Source organism: Mycobacterium asiaticum (assembly GCF_001673315.1).
Lineage (GTDB): Bacteria > Actinomycetota > Actinomycetes > Mycobacteriales > Mycobacteriaceae > Mycobacterium > Mycobacterium asiaticum_B.
The window spans coordinates 1-24,750 of the sequence record NZ_LZLQ01000011.1 but is presented as its reverse complement, the minus strand read 5'-3'; the positions used below and the strand labels follow the sequence as shown (position 1 = coordinate 24,750).

Annotated in this window: 20 protein-coding genes; 11 read left to right on the top strand and 9 right to left on the bottom strand. The window is 64.4% G+C overall.

Features of this window, described 5'->3' with window-relative positions:
- Nucleotides 1-160 precede the first annotated feature (160 nt).
- Genes hsaA through A5636_RS00910 form a run of 5 tightly spaced genes read left to right on the top strand, consistent with a single transcriptional unit; the run spans nucleotide 161 to nucleotide 4,558 of the window.
- Complete coding sequence (hsaA, locus tag A5636_RS00930; RefSeq protein ID WP_065156830.1) at nucleotides 161-1,345, top strand: 3-hydroxy-9,10-secoandrosta-1,3,5(10)-triene-9,17-dione monooxygenase oxygenase subunit; 1,185 nt, start codon at nucleotides 161-163, stop codon at nucleotides 1,343-1,345.
- Nucleotides 1,342-2,217 (top strand): 4,5:9,10-diseco-3-hydroxy-5,9,17-trioxoandrosta-1(10),2-diene-4-oate hydrolase, encoded by an 876-nt coding sequence (gene hsaD, locus A5636_RS00925; protein ID WP_065156829.1) that lies wholly within the window; start codon nucleotides 1,342-1,344, stop codon nucleotides 2,215-2,217. The genes hsaA and hsaD overlap by 4 nt, the downstream gene beginning before the upstream one ends.
- Nucleotides 2,214-3,116 carry an iron-dependent extradiol dioxygenase HsaC gene (gene hsaC / locus A5636_RS00920; protein ID WP_065156828.1) on the top strand — a complete coding sequence of 301 codons (903 nt, stop codon included), beginning with the start codon at nucleotides 2,214-2,216 and terminating at the stop codon, nucleotides 3,114-3,116. Before hsaD ends, hsaC begins: the two co-directional genes overlap by 4 nt.
- A 14-nt stretch (nucleotides 3,117-3,130) precedes the next feature.
- Nucleotides 3,131-3,697, top strand: coding sequence for a 3-hydroxy-9,10-secoandrosta-1,3,5(10)-triene-9,17-dione monooxygenase reductase subunit (gene hsaB, locus A5636_RS00915; protein ID WP_065156827.1), 567 nt, complete (start codon nucleotides 3,131-3,133; stop codon nucleotides 3,695-3,697).
- A gap of 36 nt (nucleotides 3,698-3,733) precedes the next feature.
- Nucleotides 3,734-4,558, top strand: a complete 825-nt coding sequence (locus A5636_RS00910; protein WP_065156826.1) for a CHAD domain-containing protein — start codon at nucleotides 3,734-3,736, stop codon at nucleotides 4,556-4,558.
- A 73-nt stretch (nucleotides 4,559-4,631) separates the two neighbouring features.
- On the opposite strand, the gene A5636_RS00905 is transcribed toward A5636_RS00910, so the two are convergent.
- Complete coding sequence (locus tag A5636_RS00905; protein ID WP_065156825.1) at nucleotides 4,632-5,138, bottom strand: hypothetical protein; 507 nt, start codon at nucleotides 5,136-5,138, stop codon at nucleotides 4,632-4,634.
- Between the two features lie 86 nt (nucleotides 5,139-5,224).
- Entirely contained in the window at nucleotides 5,225-8,320 is a 3,096-nt protein-coding gene (locus A5636_RS00900) for a serine/threonine-protein kinase (protein WP_065156824.1), read from the bottom strand.
- Between the two features lie 173 nt (nucleotides 8,321-8,493).
- Here A5636_RS00900 and A5636_RS00895 point away from each other — a divergent pair, with 173 nt between their 5' ends.
- Entirely contained in the window at nucleotides 8,494-9,339 is an 846-nt protein-coding gene (locus A5636_RS00895; protein WP_065156823.1) for an arylamine N-acetyltransferase family protein, read from the top strand.
- Here A5636_RS00895 and A5636_RS00890 read toward each other — a convergent pair.
- From A5636_RS00890 to fadD3, 5 genes are all read right to left on the bottom strand, one after another.
- Nucleotides 9,304-10,470, bottom strand: coding sequence for a pyridoxal phosphate-dependent aminotransferase (locus A5636_RS00890; protein ID WP_065156822.1), 1,167 nt, complete (start codon nucleotides 10,468-10,470; stop codon nucleotides 9,304-9,306). The genes A5636_RS00895 and A5636_RS00890 overlap by 36 nt on opposite strands.
- Nucleotides 10,467-11,417 carry an acyl-CoA dehydrogenase IpdE2 gene (gene ipdE2, locus A5636_RS00885; protein WP_065156821.1) on the bottom strand — a complete coding sequence of 317 codons (951 nt, stop codon included), beginning with the start codon at nucleotides 11,415-11,417 and terminating at the stop codon, nucleotides 10,467-10,469. The genes A5636_RS00890 and ipdE2 overlap by 4 nt, the downstream gene beginning before the upstream one ends.
- A 61-nt stretch (nucleotides 11,418-11,478) precedes the next feature.
- The gene (locus A5636_RS00880; protein WP_065156820.1) at nucleotides 11,479-12,414 is read right to left on the bottom strand and encodes an acyl-CoA dehydrogenase family protein; all 936 of its coding nucleotides are present in this window, start codon (nucleotides 12,412-12,414) and stop codon (nucleotides 11,479-11,481) included.
- Nucleotides 12,414-13,547 (bottom strand): acyl-CoA dehydrogenase family protein, encoded by a 1,134-nt coding sequence (locus A5636_RS00875; RefSeq protein ID WP_065156819.1) that lies wholly within the window; start codon nucleotides 13,545-13,547, stop codon nucleotides 12,414-12,416. Before A5636_RS00875 ends, A5636_RS00880 begins: the two co-directional genes overlap by 1 nt.
- A gap of 32 nt (nucleotides 13,548-13,579) precedes the next feature.
- Nucleotides 13,580-15,121 carry a 3-((3aS,4S,7aS)-7a-methyl-1,5-dioxo-octahydro-1H-inden-4-yl)propanoate--CoA ligase FadD3 gene (fadD3, locus tag A5636_RS00870; protein ID WP_065156818.1) on the bottom strand — a complete coding sequence of 514 codons (1,542 nt, stop codon included), beginning with the start codon at nucleotides 15,119-15,121 and terminating at the stop codon, nucleotides 13,580-13,582.
- 105 nt (nucleotides 15,122-15,226) lie between these two features.
- Here fadD3 and ipdE1 point away from each other — a divergent pair, with 105 nt between their 5' ends.
- Together ipdE1 and ipdF are read left to right on the top strand one after the other, a co-directional pair.
- A complete protein-coding gene (gene ipdE1, locus A5636_RS00865) occupies nucleotides 15,227-16,375 on the top strand; it encodes an acyl-CoA dehydrogenase IpdE1 (RefSeq protein WP_065156817.1) in 1,149 nt (382 codons plus the stop codon).
- A complete protein-coding gene (gene ipdF, locus A5636_RS00860; RefSeq protein WP_065156816.1) occupies nucleotides 16,372-17,160 on the top strand; it encodes a (5R,7aS)-5-hydroxy-7a-methyl-1-oxo-2,3,5,6,7,7a-hexahydro-1H-indene-carboxyl-CoA reductase in 789 nt (262 codons plus the stop codon). The genes ipdE1 and ipdF overlap by 4 nt, the downstream gene beginning before the upstream one ends.
- Before the next feature lie 217 nt (nucleotides 17,161-17,377).
- Here the strand turns inward: ipdF and A5636_RS00855 are convergent, their stop codons facing one another.
- Entirely contained in the window at nucleotides 17,378-18,961 is a 1,584-nt protein-coding gene (locus A5636_RS00855) for a PPE family protein (RefSeq protein ID WP_065156842.1), read from the bottom strand.
- 606 nt (nucleotides 18,962-19,567) lie between these two features.
- On the opposite strand from A5636_RS00855, the gene A5636_RS00850 reads away from it, so the two are divergent.
- On the top strand, nucleotides 19,568-20,833 hold the full coding sequence (locus A5636_RS00850) for a DUF4878 domain-containing protein (protein WP_155763485.1): 1,266 nt from the start codon (nucleotides 19,568-19,570) through the stop codon (nucleotides 20,831-20,833).
- Nucleotides 20,834-21,019: 186 nt separating this feature from the next.
- Here A5636_RS00850 and A5636_RS00845 read toward each other — a convergent pair whose 3' ends face one another.
- On the bottom strand, nucleotides 21,020-22,705 hold the full coding sequence (locus A5636_RS00845) for a PPE family protein (RefSeq protein WP_065156814.1): 1,686 nt from the start codon (nucleotides 22,703-22,705) through the stop codon (nucleotides 21,020-21,022).
- A gap of 195 nt (nucleotides 22,706-22,900) precedes the next feature.
- Here A5636_RS00845 and kstR2 point away from each other — a divergent pair, with 195 nt between their 5' ends.
- The gene (gene kstR2 / locus A5636_RS00840; RefSeq protein ID WP_155763484.1) at nucleotides 22,901-23,503 is read left to right on the top strand and encodes a TetR family transcriptional regulator KstR2; all 603 of its coding nucleotides are present in this window, start codon (nucleotides 22,901-22,903) and stop codon (nucleotides 23,501-23,503) included.
- Nucleotide 23,504: 1 nt separating this feature from the next.
- Nucleotides 23,505-24,665 (top strand): steroid 3-ketoacyl-CoA thiolase FadA6, encoded by a 1,161-nt coding sequence (fadA6, locus tag A5636_RS00835; protein ID WP_065156812.1) that lies wholly within the window; start codon nucleotides 23,505-23,507, stop codon nucleotides 24,663-24,665.
- Nucleotides 24,666-24,750: the final 85 nt, after the last annotated feature.

The following is a 24,750-nucleotide window of genomic DNA, read 5'->3' as shown; positions in this document are numbered from 1 at the left end:
TCCTGCCAACTGAACTAGAACATGTTATAGAAAACCCGATATATATCGCTACCAGCCGCAGGAATACCCTGCTCGACACAAATCGGAACGTGTTCTAGTCTTTCTTTAAGTCGAAATCGGTGCTCCGAGCTCAGTCCGCTCTCCCAGGAGGCAAACGTAAGTGACGTCCATTCAACAGCGTGATGCGCAGTCGGTCCTCACTGCCATCGATGATCTGCTGCCTCGGATTCGGGAGCGCGCCCAAGCGACAGAGGACCGCCGCAGGCTGCTCGACGAGACCGTCCAGGAACTCGACGAAGTTGGATTCTTCACCCTGCTGCAGCCCGAGCAGTGGGGCGGACTGCAGTGCGACCCGGCGCTGTTCTATGAGGCGACCCGACGGCTTGCCAGCGCGTGCGGTTCCACCGGATGGGTCAGTTCCATCATCGGCGTGCACAACTGGCACTTGGCGTTGTTCGACCAGCAGGCCCAGGAGGAGGTCTGGGGTGACGACCCGAAGACCCGTATTTCGTCCTCCTACGCACCGATGGGCGCCGGGGTCGTGGTCGATGGTGGCTACCTGGTCAACGGGTCGTGGAACTGGTCGTCGGGGTGCGACCACGCCTCCTGGGCGTTTCTCGGCGGACCCGTGATCAAAGACGGGCGACCGGTCGATTTCGGCAGCTTTCTCATCCCGCGCAGCGAGTACCGCATCGACGACGTATGGCATGTCGTGGGCTTGCGCGGCACTGGCAGTAACACCGTGGTGGTCAAGGACGTCTTCGTGCCCCGGCATCGGTTCCTCTCCTACAAGGCGATGAACGACGGGACCGCCGGCGGATATGAGACCAATACGGCCCCGGTGTACAAGATGCCCTGGGGCACAATGCATCCCACCACCATCTCGGCGCCGATCGTCGGCATGGCCTACGGCGCCTACCAGGCGCACGTGGAGCACCAGGGTAAGCGGGTGCGTGCCGCGTTCGCCGGCGAGAAGGCCAAGGACGACCCGTTCGCCAAGGTGCGCATCGCCGAAGCCGCCAGCGACATCGACGCGGCGTGGCGGCAGTTGAGCGGCAACGTCGCCGACGAGTACGCGTTGCTGTCGGCGGGCAAGGAGATCCCCTTCGAGTTGCGCGCCCGCGCCCGGCGCGACCAGGTGCGCGCGACGGGGCGGGCGATCGCGTCGATCGACCGGCTCTTCGAAGCCTCCGGTGCCACGGCGCTGGGCAACGATCAACCGGTGCAACGCTTCTGGCGCGATGCCCACGCCGGCCGGGTGCACGCGGCCAACGACCCCGAGCGGGCCTACCAGATCTTCGGGAACCACGAGTTCGGGTTGCCGCCCGGCGACACGATGGTATGACCACGACCGAAGAGCTGACGTTCGAGGCCACCTCGCGTTATGCGGAGGTCGACGTCGACGGTCCGCTGAAGCTGCACTACCACGAAGCGGGAATCGGCAATGCCCCGACGGTGGTGTTGCTGCACGGCGGCGGGCCCGGCGCGTCGAGTTGGACGAACTTCTCCCGCAATATCGCAGTTCTGGCCGAGCACTTCCATGTGTTGGCTGTCGACCAGCCCGGCTACGGGCATTCCGACAAACGCGCCGAGCACGGGCAGTTCAATCGCTATGCCGCCCGAGCGCTCAAGGGCCTGTTCGACCAGCTCGGTCTGGGACGCGTTCCGCTGGTGGGCAATTCGCTGGGCGGGGGCACCGCGGTGCGGTTCGCGCTGGACTACCCAGACTTGGCCGGCAAGCTGGTGCTGATGGGTCCGGGCGGTTTGAGCGTCAACCTGTTCGCGCCTGACCCGACCGAGGGTGTCAAGCGGCTCGGGAAGTTCTCCGTCGACCCCACCCGGGAGAATCTCGAAGCCTTCCTGCGGGTGATGGTTCACGATCAGAAGTTGATCACCCCCGAACTTATCGACCAGCGTTTCGAGTTGGCCAGCACGCCCGAGTCGTTGACCGCGACCCGGGCGATGGGAATGTCGTTCTCCGGAGCCGACTTCGAGCTCGGCATGATGTGGCGCGAGGTGTACAAGCTGCGGCAACCGGTGTTGCTGATCTGGGGCCGGGAGGACCGGGTCAACCCGCTGGATGGTGCGCTGGTCGCGCTGAAGACCATCCCGCGAGCTCAATTACACGTGTTCGGGCAGTGTGGACATTGGGCTCAGGTGGAGAAGTTCGACGAGTTCAACAAACTCACGATTGATTTCTTAGGAGGTGCGAGGTGAGCATCCGGTCACTGGGCTATCTGCGCATCGAGGCCACCGACATGCCGGCATGGCGCGAATACGGCCTGAAAGTTCTGGGCATGGTTGAGGGTAAAGGCAACACCGAGGGTGCCTTGTACCTGCGGATGGACGACTTCCCGGCCCGCTTGGTCATTGTGCCTGGTGAGCACGACCGGCTTTCGGAGGCTGGTTGGGAATGCGCGAATGCCGCAGGGCTGCAGGAGATTCGGAATCGCCTCGACGTCGAGGGAACCCCGTACAAAGAGGCGACCGCCGCGGAATTGGCAGACCGCCGGGTCGACGAGATGATCCGGTTCTCCGACCCGTCGGGCAATTGCCTGGAGGTCTTCCACGGTGCAGCGCTGGAACATCGGCGGGTGGTCAGCCCCTACGGTCACAAGTTCGTCACCGGTGAGCAGGGGCTGGGCCATGTGGTCCTGTCCACCAAAGACGACGCCGAGTCGCTGCACTTCTACCGGGATGTGCTCGGCTTCAAGCTCCGAGACTCTATGCGTCTGCCGCCGCAAATCGTGGGCCGGCCCGCCGACGGGGCCCCGGCATGGCTGCGCTTCTTCGGTTGCAATCCGCGCCACCACAGCCTGGCTTTCATGCCGGCTCCGACACCTTCGGGCATCGTGCACCTGATGGTCGAAGTGGAGAACGCCGACGACGTCGGATTGGGCCTGGATCGCGCGCTGCGCAAGAAAGTACCGATGTCGGCCACCCTGGGCCGGCACGTTAACGACCTGATGCTGTCCTTCTATATGAAGACACCCAGCGGTTTTGATGTCGAGTTTGGTTGCGAGGGAAGGCAAGTCGTTGACGACGACTGGATCGCCCGGGAAAGCACCGCGGTGAGCCTGTGGGGTCACGATTTCTCGGTCGGCTTCAAGAGCTGACTTAGGGGCTGTTCATGACTGCTGCGCCGATCGACCCGCGGACGTTCCGCAGCGTACTGGGTCAGTTCTGCACGGGGATCACCATCATCACCACCGTGCATGACGACGTGCCGATCGGCTTCGCTTGTCAGTCATTCGCGGCGCTCTCGCTGGATCCGCCGCTGGTGCTGTTCTGCCCGACCAAAGTCTCGAGGTCCTGGCAGGCCATCGAGGCCAGCGGCAAGTTCTGCGTGAACGTGCTCACCGAGAGCCAGCAGCATGTCTCGGCGCGCTTCGGTTCCAAGGAGCCCGATAAGTTCGCTGGAATTGATTGGGAGCCATCGGAACTGGGTTCGCCGATCATCGAAGGATCGCTGGCCTACATCGACTGCACGGTCGCCTCCGTGCACGACGGCGGTGACCACTTTGTGGTGTTCGGTTCGGTGAATTCGTTGTCCGAGGTGCCGAAGATCAAGCCACGCCCACTGCTGTTCTACCGCGGTGAGTACACCGGCATCGAGCCGGACAAGAACACACCTGCCCAGTGGCGTGACGATTTGGAAGCTTTTCTCACGACGACCACCCAAGACACCTGGCTGTAGGTTTGGCGGTCGCGTTGCGCGGAAACGCGTTGCGGTATGCCGGATAAGCGGGCCGTCGGAGCCCTCACTGATTACCTGAACACTCAGCTCAACAAGATCGCCGCCGGTGATGCCGGTCTCCGCAGCGGTGCCGACCCAATTCATGACACCCGGGTGGCGATCCGCCGGCTGCGCAGCACGCTGCGGGTGTTCCGGACGGTGCTGGATGATTCACCGCTCGGTGGCATGGACGACGAACTCAAATGGTTCGCGGGTCTGCTCGGGGAAGTTCGGGATTGCCAGGTCCAGACGCGCCGCTTCGGGGAAGCGCTCGACGAACTTCCGGACACTTTGGTCCTGGGCCCGGTGCGGTCGCGAATTCGCAATGACCTGAAGGCAATTGAACTCCCGGCCCGGGCCCGGGTCGGCGAGGCGATGGAATCGGAACGTTACCAGGACCTGATGGCGGTGCTGCGTGGCTGGCGCGCTGACCCGCCGATCGACACCCGGCTTACCCGCAAGGAACTACGCAAACGCGCGACCAGAGCGCGGCACAAAGCGGACCGGCGCTTGGCCCAAGCCCTGAAGGGCAGTTCCGATGATTTGTTGCATCGCGCCCGCAAAGCCGCCAAGCGTGCCCGCTACGCCGCTGAGCTGACTGTCCCGCTCGACAAGCACGCGAAGCGGGTCGTCAAGCGATACAAGCACATTCAGACGGTGTTGGGTGACCATCAGGATGCGGTAGTCGCCACCGACGCACTTCGTCGGCTGGCGACTACCGCGGGAACCGCCCCGGGTGAGAACGGGTTCACCTACGGGCTGCTGTACGCGCGGGAGCGGCAGATCGCGCGTAGCAGCAGAAAAGCGGTGCGGCGACTCTGAAAAGCGGTGCCCGGTCCTGAATTGCGGTGCCCGGTCCTGGACTGGCGGGACCGGGCACCGAAGTATGTTGCCGTCAGGTGTTCACGCCGCGGTAGTGTTCGGCGTCGTGCTGCGGAGCGGTGTCCTGCTGCGGATGGGTGTCCCGCCCCGCGAGGTTGGTGTTCTCTTGACTCCACGCCCCGTCCTGTGGCGTCTCGTCGCGGGCGTCGCCGCGGTGGTTCTTGTCTTTCCTGACGTTAGGGTCGAGAGTGTCGGCCCGTTTCAACTGCGCATCGAGCTGTTCACGCGACGTCGCCACCTCGTCCTGGTGGGCGGCGGCACGATCCTGCAGCCGGGCGGCTTCAGCCGCTTTGGCCTCCGCCTCCGCCTGCGCGGCGCGCGCTTTGGCAGCCGTTTCCTGTGCGAGTGCTTCGCGGCGTTCCACCCGCGCGGCGTCTACTCTGGCCTGCTCGCGAATCCCTTCGGCCTGCTCGAGTTGGCGACGACGCTTTGACCTGGCCGAAACCGCCACGAGCGCGGCGATCAACGCGATCAGCACTAACGCGGCAATCACGATCCATACGATATTGCTGGTACTCATAATGAGCTCCATTGATAGACGGTTTGCGGTTGTGCGGCAGCCGTCTATAGCGGATCCCCATATTCCACAGCGATAAAACAAATGCGCTAATTGAAGTCCAACGCCTCGACCGTCGCGGTGCCGCCCTCGTGCGAGGGACGATTAGCGCCACCGATCACGTAAATCGTCTGGCCGACCGTCGCAACGGCCTCACCGTGCCGCGCGGTGGGCATCGGGGTCAGGGTGGACCACTTCCCCTCGGCGACGTCGTACGACTCCACTGTTGCCAGCACCCGGGTCGGTTCTTCGCCGCCGACGGCCACTACCCGGCCGTCGATGTAGGTGGCGCCGTAACTGCCGCGCGGGGTGGGCATGTCGACCAGCTTGGTCCACGCCCCGGATGCGGGGTCGTACCGCTCGAAAGCCGCGGAGTTCTTGTCGGCCGACAGGAATCGTCCGCCCACCGTGTACACGTAGGTCCCGTCCGAGACGGCAGCCAGGTGCTCGCGCGGAGTCGGCATGTTGGCCGAGTCGTTCCACGAGGTGCCATCGAAGACCTCGGTCTGCGGTACCACCTGTTTAGCGTTCTGCCCACCGACGACCACCAGCTTGTCGCCCACCACCGCGGCCGCCGCGCCCGCGCGCGGGTGGGTGAGAGGTGGCAATTCGACCCAGTTGTTGCCGCGCAACGCGAAGACCTTCTTGGACGCGTCCGCGATGTTGTCGGTCGCGCCGCCGAGCACTACTACCTCGCCCCGATAGGTTGCCGCGGTCGCATGGTGCAGTGCAACGGGTAAGGGCGGGCCGGTCTCCCAGACACCGCTGCGCGGGTCGTAACTCTCGACGGTGTTCAGGACGGTTCCGTTCAGGAGACCGCTGATCATCCAGATTCTGTCGTTCAGGACCGTCCACGCCATCATCAACCGCGGCGTCTTGGCGTCAGGAAGGGTGCGCCACTGCGATGCCGGCTGGGTCTTGCGCGCCGGCAGCGTCAACGCCTCCGCCGACGAGACCACCTGCTGATCTCCTGCTCCGGTCGAACCCCCGATTGCATAGACGGTTTTCGTCACCGCGGCCACTGCCATGCCGTGCCGCGCCGCCGCCATATCCGGCAGGGCGTCCCATGATTTCGCTGTCAGGTCGAACACCGACACACTCTTGAGCACCTCGCCACCCGACAGGCCGCCGGCGACGACCAAGCGTCCATCGGCGATTGCCACGCCCAGATCGCTGCGGGGGCGCGGCAGTGGCGGCAACGTTGCCCAGGTCTTGGCGGCCGGGTCGTACGCCTCGACAGCTGCCGAGTCCGTGCTGCCGCTGGCTCCGCCGACCGTATAGACCAGTTTGCCGTCGGTGGCTGCCGCCAGCGACTCCCGCGGCGTCGGTATCGGGGTCCCCAAAGTCCAGGCGTTGCCGTCGAAGACCTCGGTGGTATTCAGCAGTGCCCCATTGGCATCCACACCGCCGGTGACGATGATCCGGTCCCCGACCACCGCCGCTGCGCCGCCTCCCCGAGGTTGCAGCAGGCGGGGCAGCTCGACCCAATGACTGTTGATCATGCGCCAAACCTGGTCATTGGCAGTCGGTTTCGGCCCCGCAGTTTTCCAGCCGCCCAGGACCACGGGATTGCCCTGCCAGGTCACCGCTGCGGCCCGCTGCACCGGCACGGGCAGGTCGTCGCCGCCTTTCCATTCGTCGATGGCGGGGTCGTAACCCTCGTGGCGTGCGGTAACCGACCCGTCGCTGCCGATGCCGCCGAAGATCCAGATGGTGCCGTCGGATTGCGTCGTCGCAGTCCCATCCCGTGCGGTGCGCGCATTGGTGATCGGCTTCCACTGAACCGGCGCCTGGGTGGGCGGCTGACTCGTCGCGGTGTTGTGCTTGCTGTCGTCGCCGCTGATCGCGACGAAGACACCTCCGGCGACCAACAGCAGCACCGCCGCGATCGCGGCGGCCATCACCAGCCGGCCCTTCTTGGTTGCCGGCCGGCTGAGGATCGTCTTCGCCCGCGCCGGCTTACCCGGCGGTGTCGTGTCGCCCGTGCCCGTGCCCGTGCCCGTGGCCGGCGGGTGGGCAACCTGAGGCTGGGTGTACGCGCCTCGCGCGTTCCGCAGGATGCTGGCGATCTCGGATGGGTCTTCCCGACTGGAATCGCCCGGGGGACCAACCGGTTGACCGATCACGGAGGTATGGCTGTCCGCGGGCGGCTCGGGTGGACGGACCTGCCGGGTATTGCCGGTCGGGTTCGGCGAGGTCACCGGGACGGTCGGGGTCACGATCGCGGTTCGGCCGGTGCTGTCCCCCGACCGGGTGATGGCCATCGCGTCTGGCTTCAATCCGTTGGCTCGCTGCGCTGCCTGCAAGTCGTGGCCGAACTCCTCCGCGGTTATGGGGCGGTTCGCGGGTTCGATCGACATCGCCTTTTCGATCGCCGCGCACACCGTGTCCGGAATTCCTTCCGTGCGCATATCCGGGACGCCGGTCGAGCTGATACGCAGATACTGGGCGATCAGGTCTTCGCCTTTTCGGCGCTCGTGGGCGGCGTTGCCGGCGATCAGCGCGTAGATCGTGGCGCCGAGCGAGTAAATGTCGGCTGCCACGGTCGCCGGATTGCCGGTCATCACTTCGGGTGCGGTGTAGTCGATGGTGCCGGAGAAGAAACCCGTCGCCGTTTCGTAGCCACCCTCGATGTGGGCGATGCCGAAGTCGCTGAGCTGCGGTTCGCCGTAATCGTTGATCAGCACGTTGGCGGGTTTGATGTCGCGGTGCAGGGTGCCGTTGCGATGCGCGGTTTCCAGTGCTCCGCACAGCTTGACGCCGATCCGCAGCGCTTCGGGCCACGGAATCGGACCTTCGTGCCGCAGTCGCACCGCCAGCGAGTCCGCTGGGTGGTAGGGCATGACGATGTACGGCCGGTTGCTGGTCGTCATGCCGACGCGGAGGATATGGACGATGTTCGGATGGCCAGAGAGCCCGCCCATCGCGTAGCCCTCACGAAGGAACCGCTCTCGACTGTCCTCTTCGTCGAGATGGGACGGCAGCACCTTGACGGCGACGCTGCGACCCAACGCCCTCTCGTAACAGCGGTAGATCACCCCGGCGCCGCCGCGGCCCACCTGCCGGGCGTCCTCGAACCCCGCCGCGGCCAACTCCGCCATGATGGCGCTCGGTGCCGCGCCTTCCGCTGAGGTATCTCCAGGCATGCTTGTGGCAACCTCTCCGGTGTTGAATTCGAGTCAACAGTAGCAACCGCGCTGCGCGTAGGAACCGTTCTGGCAACCATCGATTCGACGAGTCTTCTGGGCCAAACATCCCCGAGGCAAAGCCGGGCGGCCCCCGTCCGGGCCCACCGGCGTCCGGTCGGAGAATGGCTGTTATGGCACTGGATCTGAACGAATACTTCGATCGCGTCGGCTACCGCGGGGCGAGCGAACCGACGCTCGACGCTTTGCAAGGTCTGGTGGCGGCGCATACCAGGGCCATTCCGTTCGAGAATCTCGACCCGTTCACCGGTGTCCCGGTCGCTGACTTGGGTCCAGAGGCGTTGTTCGACAAGCTGATTCGCCGCCGTCGGGGCGGTTACTGTTACGAGCAGAACGGCTTGATGGGTTACGTGCTGACCGAACTCGGGTATCGGGTCCGGCGGCTGGCCGGCCGGGTGGTGTGGATGCGGCCGCCCGACGCACCGCTACCGGCTCAGACGCACACCGTGCTTGCGGTGACATTTCCCGGTTGCCCGGGGCCTTACCTCGTCGATGTGGGTTTCGGTGGTCAGACACCGACCTCGCCGCTGCGTCTGGAGACCGGCGACGTGCGACAGACGCCGCATGAACCGTACCGACTCGTGGACTGGCGCGACGGCCTGATGCTGCAGGCCCAGGTGCGCGGCGAGTGGCAGGCGCTCTATGTCTTCAGCACCCAGACCCGGCCGGAAATCGATCTGACGGTCGGCAGTTGGTACGTCTCGACCCACCCGGCCTCGCAGTTCGTCACCGGACTGATGGCGGCAGCTGTCACCGACGACGCCCGGGTGAACCTGGCCGGCCGCAATCTCACCATTCACCGGCCGGACAGCAGCGAGAAGATCGTGCTCGAGGACGCGGCGGCGGTGGTGGAGACGCTGCGTGAGCGGTTCGGCATCAATGTGGCGGATGTAGGTGATGTCCTCGAATCACGTATCAGCGCACTACTGGCCGGGCAGCCAGGATCCGATTCGGCGTAAGGCCTCTTCGATGTCGCTGGTCGGGCCTGCGAAGGAGAGCCGGACGTAGGAGTTCCCCTGGGTGGGGTCGAAGTCGATTCCGGGTGCGATCGCTACGCCGGTATCCACTAACAGCTTTGAGCAGAAAGCCAGTGAGTCGCTGGTGAATTCGCCGACGTCGGCGTAGACGTAGAACGCACCGTCGGTCGGGGCCAATCGGTCCAGCCCCAGTTGGCTCAGGCCGTCGAGCAACATCCTCCGATTGAGGGAATAGTGCAGCAGGTTGGCCTCGGCCTCGGCGGTTGCCTCCGGAGTGAAGGCCGATACCGCGGCGATCTGAGACAACACCGGGGGGCAGATGGTGAAGTTGCCAGTCAGGCGGTCCACGGCGCGGCGCAACTCGGTGGGCACCACCAACCAACCCAACCGCCAGCCGGTCATCGCGAAGTATTTGGAGAAGCTATTGACTACCACACTATTTCGCGATGTCTGCCAGGCGCAGCTGGTCCGCGGCGCCTCGTCGTAGACCAGGCCGTGATACACCTCGTCACTGATCAATCGCACACCGGTGGCGTCGCACCAAGTTGCGATCGCCGCAAGTTCCTCCGGCGGTATGACGGTGCCGGTGGGATTGGCCGGGCTGGCCACGATTACGCCCTGAACGGGTGGGTCGAGTTCGGCCAGCATCTGCGCAGTGGGCTGAAACCGGGTATCCGGCCCGCACGGGATCTCCACCACCTCACATCCCAGCGCCGCCAGAATGTTTCGGTAACACGGGTAGCCGGGACTGGCCATCGCGACGCGGTCACCGACGTCGAAGCACGCCAGAAACGCCAGCAGGAAGCCGCCCGATGAGCCGGTGGTCACTACGACGGCATCGGGCTCGATGGAAATCCCATGCCGGCGTTGGTAATCCGCCGCAATCGCGGCACGCAGTTCCGGAATCCCCAGCGCCACCGTATAACCAAGCTGGTTGAGGTGCAGCGCGGCCGCGGCTGCGGCTCGGACCGGCTCCGGGGCACCCACGCTCGGCTGTCCGGCGGACAGGTTGACCAGATCGCCATGGCTGCGCTGACGTTCAGCGGCCGCCAGCCAGACATCCATCACATAGAACGGCGGGATGCCGGCCCGGGCGGCTACCTGATCGTTCACGGTGCGGGAAGCACCTCAGCCTCCAACCGGCGCAGCAACTCTCGCGGGGGTTCGAGCAGCTGCGCACTGCCATGCGCGCGTTTGAAGTACAGATGCATGTCGTGTTCCCAAGTGATCGCGATGCCGCCGTGCAGCTGGATGCCTTCGGCCGTCACCATGCCCAACGCTTCGGTGGCGGACAGTCGCGCAGTGGCGGCGTTGGTGGGCGTTGGCTGGACGCAGGCGTCATTGACCACGGCGCGAGCCGCGGCGATCACCACATACAAGTCGGCCATCCGGTGCTTGAGCGCCTGAAAGCTGCCGATCGGGCGGCCGAATTGCACCCGGTTCTTGGCGTATTCGACGGTCAGTTCGAGGCAGCGTTCCGCAGCGCCAATCTGCTCGGCAGCCAACAGAATTGCCGCGGTGTCGGCCAGTCCGGGGTCGGTGCCCACCGGGTTCTGCTGTTGCGGTTGCAGGCGGGCCAGCCGGCGGGTCAGGTCCATCGCAGTGACCGGTTCGGCACTGAATTCGGTCCACCTGGCCACCTGACCATCGGTGGCGGCGACAACGACATCGGCGATGTCACCGTTGACGACGTAATCCGGGTCCAAAACCAGCGCGCCGATGGATGCACCCTCGGCAAGGGCCGCCAGCGTCTCCGCGTCGGGTTCGTCGGCGGTCAGCAGGGCTAGCTCGGCGAGCGTGGTGCCGAGCAGGGGAGAAGGCACCAGGGCGCGGCCCAACTCCTGCAGGACTGTCGCCGCGTCGGCGAGTTCGCCGCCTGCTCCGCCCAACTCCTCGGGTACCACCAGCGCGGCCGCACCCACCTGCTCGCACAGCAGCTGCCACAGCGACTCGTCGTAGCCACGCTCGGATTCGATCGCCGCCCGCACGGCCGCCGGGCCGGCGTGCTTGGTGACCAGAGCCGCCACGGTTTCCCGCAGCATCTCCCGTTCGTCAGTCATCTGCGCCGCTCCTCCTCATCCCTGCGATATCCCTGCGATCTAAATTGTCGCGGGCGCGGGATCACAACGCCTCCAATACGCGTCGCCGGTGAACCTCTGCGGTGCCCCAGGCCGACCGCAACGCTTGCACGCGCAGCAACAACAGTGACAGGTCATGTTCCTGAGTGAAACCGATCGCCCCGTGGGTCTGCAACGCCGACCGTGCGGCCAGCAGGCCCGCTTCCCCGGCCGCGACTTTGGCCGCGCTGATGTCGCGGGGTTGCAGCGTCACCGCGGCGCCGTAGACCAGCGGGCGGGCCAGCTCGACCGCGATGTGTACGTCGGCAAGCTTGTGTTTGATCGCCTGGTACGAACCGATCACGCGACCGAACTGGGACCGTTGCTTGGCGTACTCGACGCTGCCTGCCAACAGCGCTTCGGCCGCACCCACCAGTTGCGCCGCCGTGGCCAAAACCCCGAACTGATAGGCACACGCCACATCCGCCTGCCAGCTGGCACCGGTTGCGGCCACGTCGTAAACGTGACGGCTGGGATCGACGGATTCGTGACGCTCACCGGTGTGCGCTTCGGTCACACCGCCCTCCCCGGCCATCAACACCAGTCCAGCGATGTCGGCATTGACCGCCCGGGGCACGTCCGGCGGCAACGCGACGCTGACGATCAACTCGCCGGCCGCCAAACCGGCGGCACGATCATCATCGGCCAGCAGAACGGGTGCGACGGCAATGGATTCGGTGACAGGACCAGGCACGCACCAGTGCCCCAGACGTTCCAGGGCGACCACCAGATCCACCGCTGACGCGTCGAGACCGTCGAACTGCTCCGGAACCATCAGCGCGGTGACTCCGAGGTTGGCCAACTGCTCCCATACCTTCAGCCCCGGCGCGGCGTCACCCGCCGACCAAGCCCGGACAGCGCCGGGCAGATCCGCCGCGCCCAGCGCGGCATCGATACTGGCCGCGAAGTCACGTTGTTGTTCGTCGAGTGCGAATTCCATCAGCGCTTCTCCCGGGGCAGGCCGAGCAGTCGTTCGGAGATGATATTGCGCTGAATTTCGTTGGTGCCGGCGTAAATCGGGCCACCGAGAGCGAACAGGAGGCCGTCGGTCCACGGTCCGGCCAGTTCGCCGTCAGCGCCACGGATGTCCAGTGCGGTCTGGTGTAGCTCCACGTCCAGGTCAGACCAGAACACTTTGGTCACCGACGATTCGGCGCCCAGTTCACCGCCGTTGGCCAGCCGCGTCACGGTGCCGAAAGTCTGCAACCGGTAGGCCTGTGCCTTGATCCATCCGTCGGCGACGCGCTCGGCGAACTCCGGCGGCGAACCGCTGTCCTTCCAGAGCTGCACCAATCGCTCGGCCGCCGCTAGAAAGCGCGCGGGGCTGCGCAAGGACATGCCGCGCTCGTTGCTGGAGGTACTCATAGCTGCCCGCCAGCCGTCGTTGGGGGCGCCGATGACGTTTTCGTCGGGCACGAACACGTCGTCGAGGAAGATCTCGCCGAACCCCGTGTCCCCACCGAGTTGGACGATGGGGCGTACCGTGATGCCCTTGGCCGTGAGGTCGAACATGAAGTACGTGAGCCCGTTGTGCCGTTGCGCGGCCGGATCCGAGCGGAACAGCCCGAAACCCATGTCGGCGAACGGCGCTCGCGAACTCCAGATCTTCTGTCCGTTGAGCAACCAACCGCCGTCTGTCCTGGTGGCAGTGGAACGCAGCGACGCCAGGTCGCTGCCGGACTCCGGCTCCGACCAGGCCTGCGCCCAAATCTGTTCGCCGCTGGCCATTTTCAGCAGTATGCGGTCCAGCTGTTCCGGGGTGCCGTGCGCAAAGAGGGTCGGCGCCAGCATGGATGTGCCGTTGGCGCTGGCCCGGCCCGGTGCGCCGGCCCGGAAATACTCTTCCTCGAAAACCACCCAATGCAGCAGCGGAGCATTCCTGCCGCCGTATTTCTCCGGCCAGTTGATCACCGACAGGCCCGCATCGAAGAGCACCTTGTCCCAAACCCGGTGCTGGGCGAAGCCTTCGGCATTGTCGTAGGACTTCGTCGGGATCGAATCGCGATTGGCCGCTAAAAACTCGCGCACCTCCGCCTGGAAGGTCAACGTTTCTTCGTCGAAAACTAGATCCATTTCAGGTCCATTCCAGGTCCGTTCAGGTCCATTCACGCCAACTCTCGCAGTTGTGGTTTGACCACCTTGCCGCCGGGATTGCGCGGCAACGCCTCGACGAACCGCACCGAACGCGGTGCCTTGAAGTTCGCCAAATGTTCACGGGTGTAAGCGATCACTGACGCTTCATCGAGATCGGCGCCGGGACGGGTGACCACGAACGCCCGACCGACTTCACCGAGGCGCTCGTCGGGAACTCCGATCACCGCTGCGTCGGCGATGCCGTCCATCCGCGCCAGCACCTGTTCGATCTCGGCGGGATAGACGTTGAAGCCGCCACAGATGTACATGTCCTTGAGGCGATCGGTAATCCGCAGGTTTCCGGCGTCGTCGACGGTGCCGATGTCACCGGTGTGCAACCAGCCCTCGGAATCGATTGCGGCAGCGGTCGCGTCGGGGTCGTCGAGGTAACCCAGCATCACGTTCGGTCCGCGCAGTAACACTTCCCCGGATTCGTCCCCTGTTCCGGCTATGCGCAGTTCGAAGTCGGCGAAGGGCCGTCCGCAGGTGGTCGCCACCGTCACGGCATCGTCCTCGGCCCGGCACATCGTCCCCATGCCGTTCGCCTCGGTCAGCCCGTAGGCGGTGAGCACGATGTCGATGTCGAGTTCGGACTGCATGCGTTCCACCAGCACCACCGGCACGGTGGCCGCGCCGGTGACGGCGAACCGTAGCGAACTCAAGTCGTAGTCGCCACGGGCCGGGTGGTCGAGCAGCATCTGATAGATCGTGGGCGGTCCGGGCAGCACGGTGATGCGGTGGTGTTCGATCGCCTGCAAGGTCCGCAACGGGTCGAACGTCAGGTGCGGAATCAACGTCGCTCCGGTCTGCAGGCAGGCCAGGATGCCGGCCTTGTACCCGAAGTTGTGAAAGAACGGGTTGATGCACAGGTAGCGGTCGTTGCTGGTGATCTTGCCGTTGGCCGCCCACGCCGCCGAAGCGCTGAGTGACTGCCGGTGCGCACACAGCACGCCTTTGCTGCGGCCAGTGGTGCCGGAAGTGAACAGGATGTCGCTGACGTCGTCGGGACTCACCTGGGCGGCGCGCGCCGCTGCCCGTTGCCGGGCGTCCTCGTCGTCACCCCGGGCGAGGAACTCATCCCACGTTCCGTCGGCCTCGTCGACCGGGATGCGCACAACATGCTCAAGCGCCGGCAGGGCGTCGCGATCCAGGTCGGCCGTCCGGTCGGCGCCCAGGAATCGTCCCGCCGCGAACAGCACCGGGGCATCCGTGCGGGCCACGATGTCGGCGGCTTCCGCGGCGGTGTAACGCGTGTTCAGCGGCACCATGGCCGCGCCGGCGTGGTGGATTGCCAGGCACGCCACCACCCAGTGCCAGGTATTCGGCGACCAGATTGCGACACGGTCTTTCGGCTCCACGCCCAGCGCGATCAGAGCGGCGGCGGCCCGGTGCACCTCATCACGCAGGCTCGCGGCTGTGAACGTGCGGTCGTCGGTGATCAGAGCAGCATGATCGGGGTGCAGATGGACGAAACGATCCAGCGCCGCCGGCACGGTGCGGGGATCGTCGGTCACAGGGATACTCCTCTGTCAATTGCCCGGTTCCTCCTCCCGCGGCTGCGCCGCGCGCATCGTCGCCGGGCGAACAAAGCAAGTGCTTGGTAGGTTAGCCTACAGGTTATGCAGGACGTCGAAGAGTTCCGGGCCGAGGTCCGCGAATGGCTCGCCGACAATCTGGTCGGTGAATTCGCGGCGCTCAGGGGTCTCGGTGGGCCGGGCCGTGAACACGAGGCGTTCGAGGAACGCCGGGCCTGGAATCAGCACCTCGCGAAGGCCGGGCTGACTTGCCTGGGCTGGCCGGTCGAGCACGGCGGCCGCGGGCTTTCGGTCGCGCACCGGGTGGCGTTCTACGAGGAGTACGCCCTCGCCGATGCCCCGGACAAGGTCAACCACTTCGGCGAGGAGCTGCTCGGGCCAACCCTGATCGCGTACGGCACCCCGGAGCAGCAGCAGCGTTTCCTGCCGCGCATTCTCGACGTCACCGAGCTGTGGTGCCAGGGATATTCCGAACCCGGCGCCGGTAGCGACCTGGCCAACGTTTCCACCACCGCTGAACTCGACGGCGATCAGTGGGTGATCAACGGTCAGAAGGTGTGGACTTCGCTGGCGCATCTGTCGCAGTGGTGCTTCGTGGTAGCGCGCACCGAGAAGGGTTCCAAGCGCCACGCCGGGTTGTCGTATCTCCTTGTGCCGCTGGATCAGCCGGGAGTGCAGGTGCGCCCGATCATCCAGATCACCGGGACCGCTGAGTTCAACGAGGTGTTCTTCGACGATGCTCGCACTGATGCCTCGTTGGTGGTCGGGCAGCCCGGTGACGGCTGGCGGGTCGCGATGGGCACGTTGACCTTCGAGCGGGGTGTCTCCACGTTGGGTCAGCAGATCGTTTATGCGCGTGAGCTTTCCAATTTGGCTAAGCTCGCCCAGCGCACCGGTGCGGCTGACGATCCGTTCATTCGGGAGCGCCTGACGCGGGCCTGGACCGGGTTGCGCGCAATGCGATCGTATGCTCTGGCGACCATGGACGTCGAGCAGCCGGGTCAGGATAACGTCTCAAAGTTGTTGTGGGCGAACTGGCATCGCGATCTGGGGGAGTTGGCGATGGATGTCATCGGCAAACCGGGCCTGACGCTCACCGACGGTGAATTCGACGAATGGCAGCGGCTGTTCCTGTTCACTCGCGCCGACACCATCTACGGCGGATCTAACGAGATTCAGCGCAATATCATCGCCGAGCGAGTGCTCGGCTTGCCAAGGGAGGTTAAAGGGTGAGTCTGTCCGAAGCGCCCGAAGAGATTGCCGGGCACGGTCTTCTCGAGGGTAAAGTGGTGGTGGTTACCGCCGCTGCGGGCACCGGCATTGGTTCGGCCACCGCTCGTCGCGCCTTGGCCGAGGGGGCCGACGTGTTGGTATCGGATCATCACGAACGCCGCTTGGGTGAGACGGCGTCCGAACTTTCCGCGCTGGGGTTGGGCCGGGTGGAAAGTGTGGTGTGCGACGTGACCTCCACCGCTCAGGTCGACGCTTTGATTCAATCGACCACCGCGCGGCTAGGTCGCTTGGACGTGTTGGTGAACAACGCGGGGCTGGGCGGCCAGACGCCGGTAGCGGATATGACCGACGAGGAGTGGGACCGGGTGCTGGACGTCTCGCTGACGTCGGTGTTTCGCGCCACCCGTGCTGCCTTGCGCTACTTCCGCGACGCACCGCACGGCGGGGCGATCGTCAACAACGCCAGTGTGCTGGGTTGGCGAGCCCAGCACTCGCAATCACACTACGCGGCTGCGAAAGCTGGCGTGATGGCGTTAACCCGTTGCAGCGCAATCGAAGCCGCGGAGTATGGGGTGCGGATCAACGCCGTCTCGCCGAGCATCGCCCGGCACAAGTTCCTGGACAGGACTTCCTCGCCCGAACTGCTGGACCAACTTTCGGCCGGGGAGGCGTTCGGTCGTGCTGCCGAGCCGTGGGAGGTAGCGGCCACCATTGCGTTCCTGGCCAGTGACTATTCGAGTTATCTGACCGGCGAAGTGATTTCGGTGTCCAGTCAGCATCCGTGACCCGGCGGTAGCCGCTGTCCAGTCAGCATCCGTGACCCAGCGGCCGCCGAGTGTGAACTAGGCGACGGGCGATCGGCGTGTCGCGTCGTATAGCGCACACTCGGCGATGAGTCGGCCGAGAAAGCCGAACCCAACGCCCCGGCCAACCCGCCCACGCCGTCGAGGCTCCCAGTAGCGACGCCAGCCAGACGCTGCCGAAGTGCGGACCTTGAGTTGCCTATCCGAGGAAGCGGTTGAGACCGAAGATCCCGGACAGCCTGGCGCCGAAGTTCAAGAACCCCGAATTGAAGCCGCTGACAATGTCACTCGGATCGGCGCTTAACGCGCTTGGAATGCCGAAGTTGAACAGGCCCGAACTGCCGCCGCCCAACTCCGGGGAGCCGGTGACCGTGTTTCCAAGCCCGGAAAGCGAACCGCTGCTAGCCGAGTTGAAGAATCCCGAGTTGTTCTCGCCGGAGTTGAAGAACCCGGAACTCGTGGCGCCACTGTCGGTCGTCGCGCCGAACCCGGTGTTGACGCTGCCCGAGTTCCACAAGCCGGTGTTCGTATCCCCTGAATTGCCGTTGCCGGTGTTGAAGAAGCCCGAGTTGTCCCAGCCCGTGTTGTATCCGCCGGCGTTGCCGAAACCAGTGTTGACAATTCCGCCGTTGGCGAAGCCGGTGTTGACGCTGCCGCCGCTCCCGATGCCGGTATTGCCAAACGCCGCGTTGAACAGGCCGACGTTTTTTATGCCGGAGTTGCCCAAGCCGAGGTTGTTCAATCCGGATCCGATCCCGGTGCCGGAATTGAAGAAGCCGACGTTGTCGTCGCCGGAGTTGAAGAAGCCGATGTTGCCGTTGCCGGAGTTGAACAACCCTAGGTTGCCGCTGCCCGAGTTCAGCCCGTGGAAGTGGAACTGTCCGGTCGTCGTGTCGATGTAGGCGTTGCCGATACCGACGAGATTGTCGCCGGTCAACCCGAAACCGACGTTGTTGTTGCCAGTGTTGCCGGCACCGCGGTTGGCATCGCCGCTGTTACCGAAGCCGATGTTGTTGTTGCCGCCGTTACCGAACCCGATGTTGTCGTTACCTTCGCCGGCGAACCGTAATCCGTTGCCAAGGCCGCTGTTTCCGAAACCGAGGTTGCGACTGCCGAAGTTGCCGCCGCCGATGTTCTCGTTGCCGACGTTTCCGCTGCCGATGTTGAGGTCGCCGGTATTGCCGCTGCCCAGGTTTGAACTGCCGGTGTTGCCGCTGCCGACGTTGCCGCCGCCCAGATTGCCGTTGCCCAGGTTGGCATTGCCAAGGTTGCCGAGGCCCAGGCTGGGCAGCGTCTGCACCAGTTCCCGCAACTGCGCCGGCACGGGGATCAACTCCGCGGCCGCGGCGGACGCGCCGGAGTAGTACTCGAACATCGCCGACACGTCGGCGGCCCACATCTCCTCGTAGAGACCTTCGGCGGCGGCAATCGCGGGCGCGTTGAGGCCGAGGAAATTCGAACGGACCAGTTGGACGAAGGCATTGCGATTGGCCTCGACCGCGAGCGGATGAACCGTGGCCGCCCGCGCCGCCTCGAAGACGCTCACCATCGTGCTGGCTTGGGTGGCCGCGCCGCTGGCCTGTGCCGAGGCTGCTTGCAGGAATCCGGCATACGGTGCCGCTGCTGCTGTCATCGCGGCGGCCGCCGGACCCTGCCACGCCTGGTCGGTGAGGGCACCCGTGACAGACAAGAAGGTGCTTGCGGCGGTGCTCAATTCGTCGGCCAACCCGGTCCACGCTGCCGCTGCTTCGAGCATCGGTGCCGAACCCGCGCCGATGAACATCCGCAACGAGTTGATCTCCGGTGGTAGAAGCGCAAAGTTCACCGCGATGTCCCCCCTGGCCGTCCCCGACCGCGTTTGAGTGAGTTTTAAGCAGAATGTGGACCCCAAATCCACGACATCGAGCACTCTACGGCGCACATTCGACGGAAACGTCAGTTTTCGTCGAACTTGCCGGTAACCCTTGCGGCGCAGGAGATCCGAAGGTGCTGGACCGTCTTCGCTCCGCGGATGTTTTGCGCCGGAAGCGGAAGAACCTTGGCTTCGGCAACTCGACTTGAAGGCGCTGGCGATGTTGCCGGCGTTTGCACAACGCGGTGGGAGGCCGATGGTTGAAGAAGGTTGAGGAAGCCGTTACCCGCCACCGCGGCCCCGCCAACCGAGTTGCCGAAGCCAAACAGGGAACCGCCGCCGTCGTCCGGATTGAGGGATGCCCGAGTTGCTGTTGCCGGAATTGAAGCACCCGGAACCAGTTGCGCCGCCGTCGGTCATCGCCAGAATTTGTGCGGAGTATGCCTCCGGAAGCACCTTAGGATCAATCAGGCGGCTGTCGTCGAGGTGGCCGAGCGTACGGGGGAATCAGTTAACCGCTGCTAGGAGAGTTGTGCCGTGACCGATAGGCCCGATCCCGGACCCTGGGGCCACCCGCCGAATCCCGCCGACGGTGCAACTCAAGCCGGCTGGCTGCCAACGGCGCCGCCCGCGCCAGCCCCTACGTTGGGATGGGCCGACCAAGCACATCAACCGCCGCCGCCGGGCCCGACGCCGGGATGGCCCGGCCAAGGACACCAAGCGCCGCCGCCTCCGGGCCCGACGCCGGGATGGCAAGGCCAAGCACCCCAAGCGCCGCCGCCGGGTCCTCAAGCATGGCCGGGCGGACCCCCATTTCCCGGTCAATTCGGTCCGCCGGCGGGACCGGGCCAGCGCAACCGGAAGCCGCTGATCATCGGCTTGAGTGTGGTCGCCGCCCTAGTGCTCGTCGTGATCGTCGTCGTGTCGATGGTGTCTATGAGCGACAACGGATCCGGGGGCAAGGCCGGTGACACGGTCACGGGATACCTGGATGCACTAGCGCGCGGTGACGCCGCAGCAGCATTGAGCTATAGCAGCGATCAGCCTGGCTCGACTCAATTTCTGACTGACGACATTCTCAAGAGGCAGATCGCCCGCTGGCCGATCAGCGGGGTCAAGATTCTCGACGACAACTCCGAACATAGTTACGGCTTTGCCCGGGTCCACGTCGTGGCAAAGTTCGGTGAGAACACGTCCGACGTCACTCTGTCGGTCAAGAAATCCGGCAAGGCTTGGAAGCTTGAACATGCCGCGACCAAGATAGAGCCGCTGGGTGCTGTCGACAACGACGCGCTGAACACGTTGCTGTTCTTCGGAAGTCCAGTGGGCAACGCGCCCGTTTACGTCTTCCCGGGTTGGGTCGACGCGACCAGCAACAACTCGAACGTATCGGTCAAGCAGAAAAAGCCGTTCCTGCTCGACGCGCTCTCGTCGTCCGGCGGCTACTTCAATGACTTCGAGTTCACCCTGAGCGACGCTGGGCAGTCGGCGATTATGACGGCGATAACGTCGGGGCTGGCCTCATGCACGAAATCCAACCAATTGGCGCCGCCGGGCTGCCCGCAGCGGGCCCGCGATCCCGACATAGTGGACGGCACCGTCACCTGGGGAACTCCGGACACCAGCGGGCTCAAGCTCAGCTTCTTCGATCCGTACCACCTCGAAGCCAGGCTGAGCGGCGACGTCCAATTTCCCTTGATGGGGAAGACCAAGTCGGGCGGAGACAAAAGTGGCGTCGTCAAGGCCTATATGAGTGTGAAGGCCGATGTGTCGCAGAGTCCGCCGCAGGTTTCTATGCGGTGATTCCACCTGGTCGGCTCCTACAGGTCACACGGCCGCAGGCGTAGGTTCTGGTCTTTTTCGCCGGATGAACGAAGATTCCTCGGCTAATTCCTGGCGGCTCGCTGGATCACCTATTCAGTGGTGGTGAACGAGCACGTCATTCTTCAGCTCATCAGGCTTCTATCGCGGTGAAGAATCGCGCGCCGGTCAGCTCAGTTCTTGCAGCAACCGCGTGATGCTGAAGAGGCCCGCCACGTTCGTACCGCTATTGAGCAAGCCCGAGTTCAGCCCAACGATAATGTTGCCAAACATCGTCCCGGGGGAACCGGTGTTGAAGAAGCCCGAAATCTGTCCATTGTTGCCGAGAAGTGCGCCCCCACCACTCGCGGTATTGAAGAATCCTGACATTGCACCGTTGACTGCGGCACCGGATGCCGTGTTGAAGAACCCGGAGCTTCCAACGTTGCCAGTGTTGCCGACGCCCGAGTGGGTGTTACCGGAGTTCGTCGTGAAGCCGGCGCCGCTGTTCACGTTGCCGGAGTTGAAGAATCCGGTGTTCGTGTTGCCCGAGTTGCCGTCGAAGGTGTTAAAGCTGCCGGAGTTTTCCATGCCGGTATTGAAGTTGCCGGCGTTATTAAATCCAGTATTCAGGAGACCTGCGTTACCGAAACCGGTGTTCAACACCCCTGAATTACCGAAGCCGAAGTTGCCCTGGCCAGTGTTTCCAAAGCCGATGTTGCCGAATCCACTGTTCCCGATACCGACGCTTTGGAGCTGTCCCAGGTTTGCGGGATTGATATTGGCACCGGAGTTGAAGATGCCGACGTTGCCGTCGCCGGAGTTGAAGAAGCCGATGTTACCGTTGCCGGAGTTACCGAAGCCGATGTTGTTGACGCCGGAGTTCAGGCCGTTGAAGTGGAATTGGCCGGTCGTGGTGTCGTAGAAGGCGTTTCCGATGCCGACGAGGTTGTTGCCGGTCAGGCCAAATCCGATGTTGTTGTTACCGGTGTTGCCGGCGCCCCTGTTGCCGTTTCCGGTGTTCGCTATGCCTTGGTTGTTACTGCCGACGTTCGATAGTCCATTGTTTCCGCCACCAATTCCTGCAGCGTTCCCGAGACCAATGTTCCCATTGCCTTGGTTCCCAAAGCCAAAGTTGTTGTTGCCAAGGTTGCCACTACCGACATTGCTGTTGCCGATGTTGCCGCCGCCGAAGTTGCCGCTCCCGGTGTTGCCGTTACCGATATTCCCGCCGCCGGTGCCACTGTTGTTGCCGTTGCCGATATTGCCGCCGCCCTTATTGCCGACGCCAATGTTCGGGTCACCTGGCGCGGCGGCACCGATCCCGCCAAAGAGTTGCCCGATACCGGGCAAGCCCTGCAGTGTCTGCTGCCACGACGACAACTGCGCCGCTGCCGCGGAAGCGCCACCGTGGTAGCCGAACATCGCGGCGACGTCGGTGGCCCAAAACTCCTCGTAAAGGCTTTCGGCGGCAGCGATCGCCGGGGCGTTGAGCCCGAGGAAGTTTGATCGGACCAAGTTCACGAACGCCTGGCGGTTGGCCGCGACAATCTCGGGGTGAACGGTGGCGGCCTTCGCCGCTTCGAACGCGCTGGCCACCGCGTTGGCTTGGCTGGAGGCGCTCGCGGCGCGAGCAGAAGCGGCTTCCAAAAACGCCGCGTACGGCGCTGCCGCCGCGGACATGGCCTTGGCCGCCGGGCCCTGCCACGCCTGACCAGCCAGATTCGACGTCACTGAAGCGAACGAGTCCGCTGCCGATCCCAACTCTTCGGCCAACCCCGACCAAGCCATAGAGGCCTGCAGCATCGGTGCCGAACCCGCGCCCAGGAACATCCGCAAAGAATTGATCTCTGGTGGGAGTACCGAAAAGTTCATAGCGTGACCTCCAATGACCCCGTCGCCCGTGACTGAGCAAACCCGAACGACGAGACCATACGGCTGCCTAATACAACGTGTGTCGAGAATGGCGGAAATTCTCTCGGGAAAGTCAAAGAAAGCAGCGGAATGTTTGCTCCAAGTCGTAGCGCAGACGTATTGGCCGAGCAAGCGCTTGGTTGATACCCTGAGCGGGTGGAGCGAGTGGCCGGTCAGGCTAATAGTCGCCGAGACGAGCTGTTGGAGCTCGCCGCGGTGATGTTCGCCGAGCGCGGCCTGCGGGCAACCACCGTTCGCGACATCGCTGACGGCGCCGGCATCCTCTCCGGCAGCCTGTACCACCACTTTGCTTCCAAAGAAGAGATGGTGGACGAACTGCTGCGCGGATTCTTGGATTGGCTATTTGCGCGCTATCAAGAGATCGTCGACGGCAATTCTAATCCGCTCGATCGACTCAAGGGCCTGTTCATGGCTTCGTTCGAGGCCATCGAGCATCGACACGCGCAAGTTGTCATCTATCAGGATGAGGCGCAACGACTTTCGTCGCAGCCCCGGTTCTCATACATCGAGGACCTCAACAAGCAGCAGCGGCAAATGTGGATCGAAGTCATCAACCAGGGCATCGCGCAGGGTTACTTCCAGCCCGACTTGGACGTCGACCTGGTCTACCGCTTCATCCGGGACACCACCTGGGTATCGGTGCGTTGGTACCAACCCGGCGGACCGCTCACCGCACAGCAAGTCGGCCAGAAATACCTCGCCATCGTGCTGGGCGGAATACAGAAAGAAGGAGACTGAAATGCCGGAGGCCTACGTCATCGACGCGGTACGCACCGCGGTCGGAAAGCGCGGCGGTGCCCTGGCCGGGGTGCATCCGGTCGACTTGGGCGCCTTTGGCTGGCGCGGACTTCTCGACCGAACCGACGTCGATCCGGCCGCTGTCGACGATGTCATCGCCGGTTGCGTTGACGCGATCGGCGCCCAGGCCGGCAACATCGCACGGCTGTCGTGGCTGGCCGCCGGTTACCCCGAAGAGGTGCCGGGCGTCACCGTGGACCGGCAGTGCGGCTCGAGCCAGCAAGCTGTGTCCTTCGGCGCGCAGGCGATCATGTCCGGTACGGCAGACCTGATCGTTGCGGGCGGTGTGCAGAACATGAGTCAGATCCCGATCTCGTCGGCCATGCTGGTCGGCGAACAGTTCGGCTTTACCTCGCCGACGAACGAGTCCAAGCAGTGGCTGCATCGGTATGGCGACCAGGAGATTTCCCAATTCCGCGGGTCGGAGCTGATCGCCGAGAAGTGGAATCTGTCGCGTGAAGAGATGGAGCGCTACGCGCTGACCAGCCACGAGCGCGCCTTCGCGGCGATACGTGGCGGCAACTTCGACAACGAAATCATCGCTGTCGAAACGGAATCCGGGCCCTTCCGGGTCGACGAAGGTCCGCGGGAGTCCTCGCTGGAGAAGATGGCGGGGTTGAAGACGCTGGTCGAGGGTGGCCGGCTGACCGCCGCAATGGCGAGCCAAATTTCTGACGGCGCCAGTGCGGTGCTGTTGGCGTCCGAGCAGGCCGTCAAAGACCATGGCCTGACGCCGCGCGCCCGCATCCACCACATCAGCGCACGCGCTGCGGACCCAGTGTTCATGTTGACCGGGCCGATTCCTGCCACCCGCTACGCGCTGGAGAAGACGGGACTGTCCATCGACGACATCGACACCGTCGAGATCAACGAGGCCTTCGCGCCCGTCGTACTGGCCTGGCTCAAGGAGATCAAGGCGGACCCGGAAAAGGTCAATCCCAATGGCGGCGCGATTGCCCTCGGGCACCCGCTGGGCGCCACCGGCGCCAAGCTCTTCACCACCATGCTCAATACATTGGAGCGCACCGGCGGTCGCTACGGTCTTCAGACGATGTGTGAGGGCGGCGGCACCGCGAACGTGACGATCATCGAGCGGTTGTAGGCCACTGCCACTTGGCGACCTCGCCACCCAGAAGGTTTGGGTCCCAACCTGCCGCTGAACGTCAACGGCCTGGGCAGCTATGACC